Source organism: Streptomyces sp. NPDC127068, from assembly GCF_042724695.1.
Classification (GTDB): domain Bacteria; phylum Actinomycetota; class Actinomycetes; order Streptomycetales; family Streptomycetaceae; genus Streptomyces.
In genome coordinates this window covers 60,326-73,310 of the sequence record NZ_JBHXEN010000003.1, presented here as the reverse complement: position 1 = coordinate 73,310, position 12,985 = coordinate 60,326, and the positions used below count along the sequence as shown (strand labels likewise).

Genomic DNA, 12,985 nt, shown 5'->3' with positions numbered 1-12,985 from the left:
TGAGCGGGCGGACGGCGGTCGGGGCCGGATGGGAGGATGGGGCGGTGATCGAGCCCCGTCCCACCAGTACCTCCGTGTCCGCCGCCCGTCGCCGCACCGTGCTCGACGCGCTGCGTCGCGGCGCCGTGCCCGACAGCGGACTGGACCTGCTGGCCACCGGCCTGGACCGGTACGAAAGCGCCCTCAACGCGGAGCTGGACGCGGTCGCCTCGGGGGCGTCGGTGTTCAAGGCGGTGCGGGGCGAGTACGGCTCGGGCAAGACCTTCTTCACCCGCTGGCTGGGCGAACGGGCCAAGCGTCGCGGGCTCGCCGTCGCCGAGATCCAGATCTCCGAGACGGAGACCCCGTTGCACCGACTGGAGACGGTGTACCGGCGGCTCACCGAGCGATTGGCGACCGCCAGCTTCCCGCCGAGCGCCCTGCGGCCGGTGGTGGACGCCTGGTTCTACGCACTGGAGGAGGACGCCCTCGCCGCCGGCGCCGACGAGGACGCGCTGCCGCAGGAGGTCGAGAAGCTGCTGATCGCGCGGCTCGCGGAGGTGTCCCGACACGCCCCCTCCTTCGCGACCGCCCTGCGCGGCTACCGCTCCGCCCTCGCCGATGGGGACGAGGCCACCGCCGCGGCCGTCCTTTCCTGGCTCGGCGGCCAGCCCCACGTGGCCGCGGCGGCCCGCCGGTCCGCCGGGGTCCGCGGCGACCTCGACCACTTCGGGGCCTTCGGGTTCCTCCAAGGGCTGCTGACCGTGCTGCGCGACTCCGGCCACCGGGGACTGTTCGTCGTCCTGGACGAGGTGGAGACCCTCCAGCGCGTCCGGTCCGACGCCCGGGACAAGGCCCTGAACGCCCTGCGGCAACTCATCGACGAAGTCCACTCGGGACGCTTCCCCGGCCTCTACCTGGTGATCACCGGGACGCCCGCGTTCTACGACGGCCCGCAGGGCGTGCAGCGCCTCGCCCCGCTCGCCCAGCGGCTCGCCACCGACTTCACCACCGACCCGCGCTTCGACAACCCGCGTGCCGTGCAACTGCGGCTGCCCGGCTTCACCCAGGAGTCACTGGTCGACCTGGGGACGACCATCCGCGACCTGTACGCGGAAGGCGCCGGTGCCCCCGACCGGGTAAGGACGCTCGCGGACGACGCCTACATCGCCGATCTCGCCCGTGCCGTCGGCGGAGCCCTCGGCGGGAAGGCCGGGGTCGCACCCCGTCTCTTCCTCAAGAAGCTGGTCGGTGACGTCCTCGACCGGATCGACCAGTTCGAGGACTTCGACCCCCGCCAGCACTACCGGCTCACGGTGACGGGCAGCGAACTCACCGCCGTCGAGCGGAACCTCGCCTCGGCCGTGTCCGCCGGTGACATCGACCTGGACGTGTGATGCACGGAGCCGACGGTCCCGACGAGCCCACTGCCCGCCCGTCCCTGCCCGACCCCGTCGACCGGTTGGACCCCGTCGTCCTGCACCACGTGGTGAACACGCTCGGCTGGCCCGATCTGCGTCCCCTGCAACGGGCCGCGATCCACCCGCTGATGGACGGCGAGGACGCGGTGCTCCTGGCGCCCACCGCGGGCGGGAAGACCGAGGCCGCCTGCCTGCCGATCCTCTCGGCCATGTCCGCACAGCGCTGGACCGGCACCTCGGTGCTCTACCTGTGCCCCCTCAAAGCGCTGCTCAACAACCTGGTCACCCGCGTCGACTCCTACGCCCAGTGGCTCGGGCGCCGCGCGGAGCTGTGGCACGGCGACACCAAGGAGTCCCAGCGGCGCCGCATCCGGGTCCAGGGCCCGGACGTCCTGCTCACCACCCCCGAGTCGCTTGAGGCCATGCTCATCGGGGTGAAGACGGATCACGCCCGGCTGCTCGGTGGCGTCCGGGCGGTGGTGGTGGACGAGGTGCACGCCTTCGCCGGCGACGACCGCGGCTGGCACCTGCTGGCCGTACTGGAGCGACTGGAGCGGGTCACCGGGCGCCCCGTGCAACGGATCGGACTGTCAGCGACCGTCGGGAACCCCCACCAACTCCTCACCTGGCTCCAGGGCTCCGGCGCGGGCACCCGCCCGGGACGGGTCATCGCCCCCGACCTCGCTCCGGCCCCCGGCACCGTACGAGGGGATGCGTCCCCGCCGCCGGGCGAGGTGGAGTTGGACTACGTTGGCTCGCTGGGCAACGCCGCCCGGCTGATCGCCGCCCTGCACCGGGGCGAGAAGCGCTTGGTGTTCTGCGAGTCCCGGCGACAGGTGGAGGAGCTGGGCGCGGCGCTACGGGCCCGCGAGGTGACGGTGTTCCTGTCCCACGCCTCCCTGTCGGCCGAGGAACGGGCCCGGTCGGAACAGGCGTTCGCCGAGGCTCGGGACTGTGTGATCGTCTCCACCTCCACCCTGGAACTGGGCATCGACGTGGGCGATCTGGACCGCGTCATCCAGATCGACTCGCCCCGCACCGTCGCCGCGTTCCTCCAGCGCATCGGACGCACAGGGCGACGGCCAGGCAGCACCCGCAACTGTCTGCTGCTCGCCACCACCAAGGACGCGCTGCTCCAAGCCGCGGCGCTGCTGCTGCTCTGGGGGCGCGGCTGGATCGAAGCGGTGACCCCGCCGCCGGAGCCCCGGCACCTCGTGGCACAACAACTACTCGCCGCCACCCTGCAGCACCACCGGATCGGCGACCGGCTGTGGCCCGAGCTGTGGAACGGGCTGGCGCCCTTCGATCGCTCGGCCGCTCCCGTCCTCCGGCACCTGACGGACGAGGGCTTCCTCGACGCGGACGGCGGCATGCTGTTCATCGGTCCCGAGGCGGAACGCAGGTTCGGCCGCCGCCACTTCATCGAACTGACCGCCTCGTTCACCGCGCCCCCACAGTTCACCGTCCTGTCGGGGCGCAAGGAGATCGGACGGACCGATCCCTCCGTGCTGACGGAGGAACGACCGGGACCCCGACGGCTGCTGCTCGGCGGACGCAGCTGGCAGGTGACGTTCATCGACTGGGGCCGCCGCCGGGTCTTCGTGGAGCCCGCCGAGAGCGGCGGCGTCGCCAAGTGGACGGGCGGTTCCCTCGCCGGACTGTCGCACACCCTCACCCGCGCGATGCGCGAAGTGCTGCTCGGCGCGGACCCGTCCGTCTCACTGACCCGGCGGGCCGTGGCCTGCCTGGCCGAGTGGCGCGAGGAGGACGCCCCGCAGATGGTCCACCCCGGCGGCACCCTGGTCTCCCGCCACGGAACCGACGTCCGCTGGTGGACCTGGGCCGGCTACCGCGCGAACGCGACCCTCGCGGCCACCCTCCGGTCGATCACCGACCCCGTCCAACAGCCGACCGACTGCTGGGTGCGGCTCCGGGAGGACGTGACCCCCGCATTGTGGCGAACGGCCCACGAAGGGACCGACGGTGGTACCGCGCTGGTCCTCCCTGACGTCGACCGCCGGGCGGTGCGCGGGCTGAAGTTCTCCGCCGCGCTCCCCGAACGGCTCGCGGTCGCGACCCTGGCCGCGCGGCTCGCCGACTTCGAGGGAGCCCGCGCAGCGCTACGGGAACCGGTGCGGTTCCAGACGAACTGAATCCCTCCCGGCACGCAGAGCAGGGCCGCCTGTCAAGGGCCCGCGGCCTTACCGGGACGAAGAGTTCTAGAATGGCGAGAACCATCTCAGCGGCCCGACGGGCTTCCGCTCCACTTCCGTGGAACCGAAGGACACGCCCCCACCCGCGCGAGTCACTTCGTGCTGCCTGGGGGCGACCTCCTTGCTGTTCCGTGAGTCCGCGGCGTCATTGGCCCAACGCACCCATGTCGAAGGACGGATCTCGGAGGTCCTCGCCGAGAACTTCCTGCACCGCCACCACCATCAGCCCCACCCGTCGGAGGTGCGTTCCTGGGAGCGCAGCATCCCCGCCCTCGCCAACACGTTGGTCGAGGCCGGGCTCGGCGCGGTTGAAGTGCTCCTGGAGTACAGCCTGCCCCTGACCAGCAAGCGCGCCGACGTGATACTCGCCGGGGTGCATCCCGGCACGGGCGAGCCTTCGTACGTGGTGGTGGAGCTCAAGCAGTGGAGCGAGGCACACCCGGAGGACAGCGACCCGTTGCGCTGCCGCGTCGACGCGTACCCCGAGCCGGTTCTCCACCCCGTCGCACAGGTACGGGGCTACTGTGACTACCTGGTGTCGTTCAACGGGGCGTTGGAACAGAGCCCGGACTCGGTCGCCGGTGTGGCGTACCTGCACAACGCCACCGAGTTCGGGGTGGCCGGGTTGCGCACCGTCGTCGAAGACCACCGGGGGAGGATGTTCACCGGCGAGCAGCGCGGCGCCCTCCAGCACCACCTGCGCGCCCTGCTGGCGCCCAAGTCGGGCGCCGACGCGGCCGACGCACTGCTCCAGGGCAAGGCCCGGCCGTCCAGGCAGCTGATGAAGGTCGCAGCCGACGAGGTACGCACCCGGGAGCAGTTCGTGCTCCTGGACGAGCAGCGGCTCGCCTACGAGACGGTGATGTCCGCGGTGCGGAAGGCTCGACGGTCCAACCACAAGCAGGTGGTCGTGGTGGCCGGCGGTCCGGGTTCGGGCAAGAGCGTGATCGCTCTGTCCCTCCTGGGGGACCTCTACCGCCGTGGGGTGCCCGCCCTGCACGCGACCGGCTCGCAGTCGTTCACCAAGACGATGCGGAAGGTCGCCGGCGCGCGGAAGCCCGAGGTCCAGCACCTCTTCCGCTACTTCAACAGCTTCATGGAGGCGGAACCCAATGACCTCGACGTGCTCGTCTGCGACGAGGCCCACCGGCTGCGCAGGACTTCCGCCAACCGCTACACCCGGGCCGCTCTGCGCACCGGCCGCCCGCAGGTGGCGGAGCTGATGGACGCCGCCCGGGTACCGGTGTTCTTGTTGGACCAGCACCAGGTGGTGCGTCCGGGCGAGATGGGCACGGTGGACGAGATCCGAGAAGCCGCGGCCGCGCAGGGCTTGGAGTGCACGGTCGTTCGTCTGGACAGCCAGTTCCGCTGCGGTGGCAGTGAGGCGTACCTGGGGTGGGTCACCGGCCTGCTGGGCCTCGAGGGCGACGGGCCGACGGTCTGGGAGCCGGACGGCAAGGTGCAGTTGCTGACCGTGGACAGCCCGCACGAGCTGGAGGAGTTGCTGGCTGCGCGGCGGGCCGAGGGCTACGGTGCGCGGATGTCGGCCGGCTACTGCTGGAAGTGGACCAAGAAGATCACTCCCGGCATGACGGCGTTGCCTCCGGACGTGGTCATCGGCGGCTGGGAAAGGCCGTGGAACCTCTTCGGGGATCGGTCCCTGCTCGGTGCGCCGCCCGCTGCCCTGTGGGCCACCGATCCCGCTGGCTTCGGTCAGGTCGGATGCGTCTACACCGCGCAGGGCTTCGAGTACGACTGGTCGGGCGTGATCATGGGGCCGGACCTGGTCTGGCGGACCGACCGCTGGGTGGTGGACCGTACCGCCTCCAAGGACCCGGTCTTCACCAAGGCCACCCCGGACGAGGACGTCGACCGGCTCGTCCGCAACACCTACAAGGTCCTGTTGACCCGAGGCATGATCGGAACGGTCGTCTACTCGACGGACCCGGAAACCCGCGAGAAGCTGCGTTCGCTCATGCCTGCTGACGCATAGCCCACCGGCTCACGAGCGCGCCGGAATCAACCTTCCCCTCTCCCTTCGCGGTCTGTCGCAGTGCAGGGGCAGTCGCGACTGCGCCCGGCATCGTGACCGTGCGGCCCAATCCGGCCACGGCACGACGAACCGCGAGGGAGCCGTCCATGGCAGCACGACGAGGTGGAGCACGTACGGGTGCGGTGGGACTGGTGGCGGCGGCACTGGCCGCTTCCGCCTTCACGGCACCGGCGCAGGCGGCGGCCCACCCGGACGGCGCCGAACGCGATCACCGGGCCACCCAACGGGCCCTGGAGGGCATCGTCCGGGGCGGCATCCCCGGTGTCACGGGACAGGCCCTGACCGAAGCCGGCGCCTGGCGGGGCACCGCGGGCGTCGGCAACCTCAAGACCGGCGCCCCGCGCAAGGCCGACGACCGGTTCCGCATCGCCAGCATCACCAAGACGTTCGTCGCCACCGTGATGCTCCAGTTGGAGTCCGAGGGTCGCCTGGACCTCGACGACACGGTCGAGACCTGGCTCCCGGGCGCGGTGCGCGGCCACGGGCACGACGGGCGCAAGATCACCGTACGGCAGTTGCTCAACCACACCAGCGGGGTCTTCGACTTCATCAACGACCCGGCCTACGGCCGGAAGTACCTCGAACCCGGCTTCCACGTGAACCGCTTCAAGACCAGGACGCCGCAGGAGGCGGTCGACGCCGCGATGGCCAATCCCCCGACGTTCGCGCCCGGCACGGACTACGCGTACTCGAACACCAACTACGTGCTGGCCGCGCTGATCATGGAGGAGGTCACCGGCCGAACCTACGAGCGTGAGGTCCGCGACCGCATCATCAAGCCCCTGAAGCTGCGCGCCACCGTCATGCCCGGTAACAGCTCGCTGATGCCGCGACCGAGCAGCCGGGCGTACTCGAAGCTGACCCGTGACCCGGCCGCGACGAAGATCTACGACGTCACCTTGCAGAACGCGTCCCAGACCTGGGCCGAGGGCGACATGATCTCCAGCGCGGGTGACCTCACCCGCTTCTACAGCGCCCTCATGAAGGGCAAGCTCCTCTCCCCGCGGCAGTTGAAGGCCATGAAGACCACGCCGCCCGGCTCGGACTACGGCTTGGGCCTCGAACGGCACACGGCGAGCTGCAACAAGACGCTGTGGGGACACGGGGGAGGCTGGGTCGGTTCGGTCTCGTACGCGACGACGACCGAGGACGGTCGCCACGCGTTCGCCTTCAACCTCAACGGGGACTGGAGCACCGAGGGGATGTTCGACGCCCTGGAGGCCGAGTTCTGCGGCGTCGAGCCCGGAACGGCGAGGGGGTCGGCTTCCGTCCCGCGCTGAGCGAGGGTCTCCTGCGCTGCTCGGACGTCGATGTCAGTGGTGGGTGACAGGGTGTCCTGCGGCGGCACTGCCGGTGCCGCCGCACGCCCCTGCACCCGTACGCCCGTACCGCGAGGAGACCCCAGGCCGTGTCCCTGGCAGAACGACTACTGAACACCGACACCACCACCGCCCTGGCCCGGTGCCTGGTCCGGGCCGGCCGGGACGAGGGTGTCACCGCGGAGCGCACCCGCGCCTGCGGCGACGAACTGGGCGGGTTGAGCTTCACCGGCCGGGTCACCGCGATCCGGGACGCCGTACTGGCCGACCTGCCCACCGACTACCCGGCCTTCGCCCGGGTCCTGCACACCGCCCTCGGCGACGAGGAGTTCACCGGCTGGATGATCTACCCGGCGGCCGAAGCGGTCGCCGTGCGCGGCCTGGACGCCTTCGAACCCGCCCTCGCCCTCCTCGCGGACCTGACCCCGCGGCTCACCGCGGAGACCGGGGTGCGCCCGTTCCTCCTCGCCGATCTGGAGCGGGCGCTCACGGCCATGACGCCCTGGACCGCGCACCCCGACCCGCACGTCCGGCGGCTGGCGAGCGAGGGCACCCGGCCCCGGCTGCCCTGGGCACCCCAGATCCCCGCGCTCATCCGGGACCCGAGCCCGACGGTGCCCCTCCTGGACGCCCTGTACCGGGACGAGTCCGAGTACGTACGCAGATCCGTGTCCAACCACCTCAACGACATCAGCCGTGACCATCCCGCACTCGCCGTCGAGGTGGCGGCCCGCTGGCTGGACGCGCCCGAGCCCACCACCGACCGGGTGGTGCGCCACGGCCTGCGCACCCTGATCAAGGCGGGCGACCCCGGGGCACTCACCCTGCTGGGCCACTCCCCCGACCTCCCCGTCACCGTCGAGGGCCCGCACGTCACCACGCCCGAGATCCGGGTCGGCGACCACCTGGTGTTCGACTGCGCGGTGACCAACGCCTCCGACCGGCCCGCCGAGGTGGTCATCGACTACGTCATCCACCACCGCAAGGCCAACGGCAGCCTCACCCCGAAGGTGTTCAAGCTGACCACCCGCTCGCTCGCCCCAGGTGAGACCTGGCGGACCACCCGCCGGCACTCCTTCAAGCCGATCTCCACCCGGCGCTACCACCCGGGCGGCCACCTCGTGCAGATCCAGGTCAACGGCCGCCCCCACCAACAGGCCGCCTTCCACCTGCACACCGATTGACCGACGCCGTGCGGCAGTTGCCGATCGATCAGGCTGCGGCGGTCGTCGACGAGCCGGGAAGACCCGGGGCACCGCGTCACCCGTGATGGCGGGCCTCCCCTGCCGGACGGCCGGACCGGTCGCCCTCCCTCAACGCGCACTCCGCCCACACCGTCTTGCCCGGGGTGTCGGGCCGCGGGTGCCAGCCCCAGCGGGTGGCAAGACCGGCGACGAGGAGCAGCCCCCGACCGCCGGTGTCCTCGTCGCCGGGCGCGCACAGGGCTTCCGGACGGGGCGGCACCCGCCCGGACCGGTTGTCCGTGACCTCGATCCGCACGGTCCGCCCCGGGTCGACCACGCGCAGGCACAGGTCGAAGTCCCGGCCCGGGACGTGGCCGTGCCGCACGGCGTTCGCGGTCAGCTCGGCGACCACCAGCACGATCGCCTCGTGCGGCTCGCTCCCGTACGGGACGCCCCACGCGTCCAGCCGGTGCCCGACCAACCGCCGGGCGAGGCGGGCGCCGCGCGCCGTGGAGGTGAAGCGCATCGCGAAGGCCAGACGGAGGGGGACGGACCGAGGGGCCGAGGGGCGCACGGCACGGGTGCATCGGTCAGCACGGCGGAATTCGCCCGGTTCGTGGATCATGCCGCCAACCGTTCCGCCCGGCGCCTGCCGTGACCAGCTTCACCGCTCTCACGCACCGTTCTGTACGCGTGACGGCGACACCTGTACGCGGCGCGCGGCGTGACGCCGTCCCCGGCAACGGAGTTGTGCAGGGGACGGCGGTACCAGCGACGGGGGTGCGGTGTGACCGGATGCACGGACGACGAGGGCGGAAACGCGATGACGACGGACGAGAAGAGGACGCCCCTCGGGGACGGTTGGGACGGAAACGACGGAGCGGGCGGTCGCGCGGCGGACAGATCCGGCCAGGGGGTGGTCCTGGCCTTCGGGCAGAGCATGAAGACCCTGCGGCTACGGGCCGGCCTGGAACGCGAGGAGTTCGGCCGGCGCCTGGGCTACTCGGCGTCCAGCATCGCGTCCTTCGAGCAGGGCCGACGCATTCCGTCCCCCAGGACGATCGACAAGGCGGACGAGGTCTTGGGCGCGGGCGGGCTGCTCACCCTGTGGAAGGACCAGGTGGAACGGGCCCAGTACTCGGTGTTCTTCCAGGGCATGGCGGCGCTGGAGAAGGAGTGCGTCGAACTGCTTGCGTACGACGCTCTCGTGGTCAACGGGCTGCTTCAGAACGAGGACTACATGCGTGCGCTGCTCGCCATGTGGCGCCCCCTCCTGGATCAGGAAACGATCGACCAACGCGTGACCGCGCGACTGGCCAGGCAAGACATCTTCGAACGCCGGCCAACCCCCCTGCTGAGCTTCGTGATGGGTGAGGCAGTGCTAAGGCATCGCTACGGCGGTACGGGCGTCCTGCGCGGGCAACTGGAACACCTCCTCCTGATCGGCCAGAAGGGGAACGTCGAGATCCAGGTCATGCCACTGGTCTGCGAGGACAATCCGGGCGTGGACGGGCCGTTCACCGTGGTCACCCGCAAGGACGGCAAGAAGTTCGTGTACTCGGAGACGTACACCACCAGCGCTCTTGAGACCGACCCGGAACAGACGGTCCTCACCGCCGCCCGCTATGGGATTATCCGCTCGCAGGCTCTCACGCCACGGGAGTCGTTGAAGTTCATCGAAGGGTTGCTGGGAGAGCTATGAACATCGCTGAAACCTCGACCGACGCACCCCGCCTCACCTGGTTCAAAAGCAGCCACAGCGGAACCCAAGGCGGCCAGTGCGTAGAGGTCGCGGCCAGTACAGGAGTCGTGCACGTCCGCGACTCCAAAACCGCGACCGGACCGGTCCTCCGCGTATCACCTCACGCCTGGGCGGACTTCGTCAACGTCGCTTCGTCCGAGCGGAACGCCTGACGGTCGTACGCACCACGGGAGTCGTTGGAGTTCATCGAGAGGTGACTGGGAGAGCTATGAACATCGCTGAAACCTCGACCGACGCACCCCGCCTCACCTGGTTCAGGAGCAGCTACAGCGGAACCCAGGGCGGCGATTGCGTAGAGGTCGCCGCCGGTACGGGAATCGTGCACGTCCGCGACTCCAAAACCGCGACCGGACCGGTCCTCCGCGTATCACCTCACGCCTGGGCTGACCTCGTCGACATCGCCTCGTCCGAGCGCGACACCTGACGGTCGTACGTACCACGGGAGCCCTGTCGTCCTCATCGGGCGGCAGGGTTCTTGCGCGCTGCGGTTCAGGCGCCGGTGCGCTCCAGGGGGCTCGTGTCCCCGTCCGAAGTCCGCACCACGCATCGCCCCTCTCGCTGCACACGACGAAGTGGGCCGCGGCCTCGCCGACCCTCGCCCCACCGACCGCACTCAGTGGGCGAGTTGCGCCACGTCCTCCTCATCGGCGAGGGCCGACCCGCCGATCTCCGCGTGCTTCCCGTCCGCCACCCCCTGCCAGTAGCCCGTGCCCTTGAACTTGGTCGGACGCGCCTTGCCGAGCTTCGGGTAGCGGGCCGAGACCCGGTTCTCGACGACGGCGGAGCGGTCCGCGAGGACCAGGGCCACACTGCGCCCGCCCGGTCCCGACCGCAGCGGGTCGGTCTGCTGCTCGGCATCGGCGGCTGCCCGCGCCGCCCCCTGGGCCGCACCGATGCGCAGGGTGACCTCGCGGACGAACCCGAGCATCCAGGACCGCTTGTACGCCCGCGCGTCCTCGCCCTGCGGCCGGTGTCGGGCGTCGGCCGCGTCCGCCCCGCTCAGCATCTGGAGGCGAAGACTCGTGAAGAGGACCGCGGTCGCCTGGAGGTCCGCTTCGAAACCGAACAGGTGCACCCGGTGCCGGTGCTCCGTGCCTCCGGGGTACACGGCACGGCACCGCATCTCGTTCGCGATCCAGCTGAGCAGGCGTCGGCCCTCCGTGACGTACGGAGGATGCACGTCCACGACCCTGTCCACCGGCCGGTCCGGCTCCATCTCGTCGTCGAGCATGGCCTGTTCGATGCCGTACTTGGCCATCAGCTCGGTGGCCTTGTCCAGGAACGTGCGCGCCTCCTGCTCCGTGACGCCCGGGTCCTCGGCCTGCCGCAACAGCGCCCTGACCCTGCTGAGGAGCGCGGGCGGCAGGCCGCCGGAGGGGGCGCGCGCAGTGTGCTCCTCGGGCGTCCCGCGCGCCTGAGGGCCCTCCTCGTCGTCCGGCCCCTGATGATCCGCACCGCCGTCGTCACCCTGCCGGGTGATCGCGTCGGCGAGGTCCTCGGGCTCGGGGGCGAGTACCGCGAGGGCCGCCAGTGCCCAGCGCCGCCAGCCGAGGCGGTCCTCCTCCCGGACCCGGGCGAGGACCGTACGCAGTCGCTGGACTCCGCCGTCGGCTCCCACGGTGAGGAACTCCAGCCGGGCGTAACCGAGTCGGGCCACGGCCAACAGCGCACCGAGGTCGAAGGCGCTGCCGCCGTCGTAGGAGACGTCGATGCCGGGTTCCGGGTACCACTCGGACTCGGGCTCGGGCTCCGGCACGGGTTCGGCACCGGTCCTGACGCGCAGGACGGACGGTGACGGCGCTCCCGAGTACGCCTTCGCCGCCGCCTTCTCCTGCGAGGAGGTGACGACGTGGTACCAGACCGGCAGGGAACCCTCCATCCCTTGCCAGGTGGTCCTGCCCCGTGCCACGAAATCCGCCGCCCGGGAAGCGGCCCCCTCCTCGCCCGGGGCTTTGCCCTGCCAGTCGAGGAAGTCGAGGAAGGCGTCCAGGTAGTCGGCGGCGGAACGCCGTGGACCGTGCCTGCTGTCGCCCAGGAGGGCGCGCTCGCAGTCGGACAGTGCGTCGATCACGGGCTGGAGGACGACGGACACGTACCTCTTGACCGCCTCGGACAGTTCGGCGAGGAAGCCGCGCGTCGCGTCCGACCCCACCGCCTGCTGGGCGCGTCGCCAGGCTTCGAGCTGTGCGACGCACGCCTGCTGCTCGGCGATCCACGTCAGGTGCCCGGCGCCCTGGAGGAGTTCCTCACGCAGCAGGACGGCGTCCTGGACCTCCGCGGTCGTCTCCGGTGCGTCGAGCACGGCCCGCGCGAGCAGGCCGAGCGGTTCGGGCTCGTGGACGAAGAACCCCGCCAGGGTGCGCAGTTCCCGGCCGTGGCGGCGCGGCGCCCGCTCGGGGTGGTCGTGGGGACCGTCCCACCGGAAGTCCACCGACCACCGTGAACCCCACTCGGCGACGTCCCGCTCCCGGTGGGCGGTGCCGGGCTGGTTCCGCCCCCACCACCACAGCAGCAGGTCCGCCCACGGTCCCGCGTTCCAGGACCACAGCGCCGGCTCGTCGCCGGGAACGAGCCGGCCGCGCAGTTCCCGCACCGAAGCCGTCAGCTCGTGGGGACGGCCCCCGGGGATCAGTCGCTCAAGCCAGCGAACCGTGTCGCCCACGGGCCGAGCACTGGCGTGGTCCGCCGCCACGCGGGCGGTGGTGGCTGCCGCGACGCACCACTGATCGCCGAGATCGCGGGGAAGCAGGCCGTACAGCTGGGCTCCGTCCCTCTCCAGGACCTTGGTGAGGTCCTGGACCCGGGCTTCCAGCCACTTCTGCCGGGCCTCCCCGAAGGCACCCTCCGCTGGTGGTTCCGAGCCCCGCAAGCTCATCTGCTCCCCCTCTTCCCGGGCGTCCCGCGTCCCCACCGGAGAGGCCCCTGTCGTCCGTGCGACCGCCCAGTCTTCCGCATGACGCGGGTCTCCGGACGGGGACGCCGCAACCGTGGCCGAGGAGCGTCGTCCACGGCGCCGGACCACGTGCGATCCGGTAGGAGACGACTCCCTCGGAA

General features: G+C 71.3%; 10 protein-coding genes. 8 read left to right on the top strand and 2 right to left on the bottom strand.

The window, feature by feature from the left end:
• Positions 1-44: 44 nt before the first annotated feature.
• From brxD to ACFWIA_RS02340, 5 genes are all read left to right on the top strand, one after another.
• Positions 45-1,376 carry a BREX system ATP-binding protein BrxD gene (brxD, locus tag ACFWIA_RS02360; RefSeq protein WP_386999581.1) on the top strand — a complete coding sequence of 444 codons (1,332 nt, stop codon included), beginning with the start codon at positions 45-47 and terminating at the stop codon, positions 1,374-1,376.
• Positions 1,376-3,553 (top strand): DEAD/DEAH box helicase, encoded by a 2,178-nt coding sequence (locus ACFWIA_RS02355; protein WP_386999579.1) that lies wholly within the window; start codon positions 1,376-1,378, stop codon positions 3,551-3,553. The genes brxD and ACFWIA_RS02355 overlap by 1 nt, the downstream gene beginning before the upstream one ends.
• A gap of 181 nt (positions 3,554-3,734) precedes the next feature.
• Positions 3,735-5,606, top strand: coding sequence for a DNA/RNA helicase domain-containing protein (locus tag ACFWIA_RS02350; RefSeq protein WP_386999577.1), 1,872 nt, complete (start codon positions 3,735-3,737; stop codon positions 5,604-5,606).
• Between the two features lie 146 nt (positions 5,607-5,752).
• On the top strand, positions 5,753-6,946 hold the full coding sequence (locus ACFWIA_RS02345) for a serine hydrolase domain-containing protein (protein WP_386999575.1): 1,194 nt from the start codon (positions 5,753-5,755) through the stop codon (positions 6,944-6,946).
• A gap of 128 nt (positions 6,947-7,074) precedes the next feature.
• Positions 7,075-8,169, top strand: coding sequence for a DNA alkylation repair protein (locus ACFWIA_RS02340; RefSeq protein ID WP_386999573.1), 1,095 nt, complete (start codon positions 7,075-7,077; stop codon positions 8,167-8,169).
• Between the two features lie 76 nt (positions 8,170-8,245).
• Here ACFWIA_RS02340 and ACFWIA_RS02335 read toward each other — a convergent pair whose 3' ends face one another.
• Positions 8,246-8,794, bottom strand: coding sequence for an ATP-binding protein (locus ACFWIA_RS02335; protein WP_386999571.1), 549 nt, complete (start codon positions 8,792-8,794; stop codon positions 8,246-8,248).
• Between the two features lie 198 nt (positions 8,795-8,992).
• Between ACFWIA_RS02335 and ACFWIA_RS02330 the strand changes: the two genes are divergently transcribed.
• The 3 genes from ACFWIA_RS02330 to ACFWIA_RS02320 are packed head-to-tail and all read left to right on the top strand — an operon-like array spanning position 8,993 to position 10,355.
• On the top strand, positions 8,993-9,871 hold the full coding sequence (locus tag ACFWIA_RS02330) for a helix-turn-helix transcriptional regulator (protein WP_386999569.1): 879 nt from the start codon (positions 8,993-8,995) through the stop codon (positions 9,869-9,871).
• On the top strand, positions 9,868-10,083 hold the full coding sequence (locus tag ACFWIA_RS02325) for a DUF397 domain-containing protein (protein ID WP_386999567.1): 216 nt from the start codon (positions 9,868-9,870) through the stop codon (positions 10,081-10,083). Before ACFWIA_RS02330 ends, ACFWIA_RS02325 begins: the two co-directional genes overlap by 4 nt.
• A 56-nt stretch (positions 10,084-10,139) precedes the next feature.
• Positions 10,140-10,355: a DUF397 domain-containing protein gene (locus tag ACFWIA_RS02320; RefSeq protein WP_386999565.1), complete on the top strand. Its 216-nt coding sequence runs from the start codon at positions 10,140-10,142 to the stop codon at positions 10,353-10,355.
• 189 nt (positions 10,356-10,544) lie between these two features.
• On the opposite strand, the gene ACFWIA_RS02315 is transcribed toward ACFWIA_RS02320, so the two are convergent.
• Complete coding sequence (locus ACFWIA_RS02315) at positions 10,545-12,806, bottom strand: DUF2786 domain-containing protein (protein WP_386999563.1); 2,262 nt, start codon at positions 12,804-12,806, stop codon at positions 10,545-10,547.
• Positions 12,807-12,985: the final 179 nt, after the last annotated feature.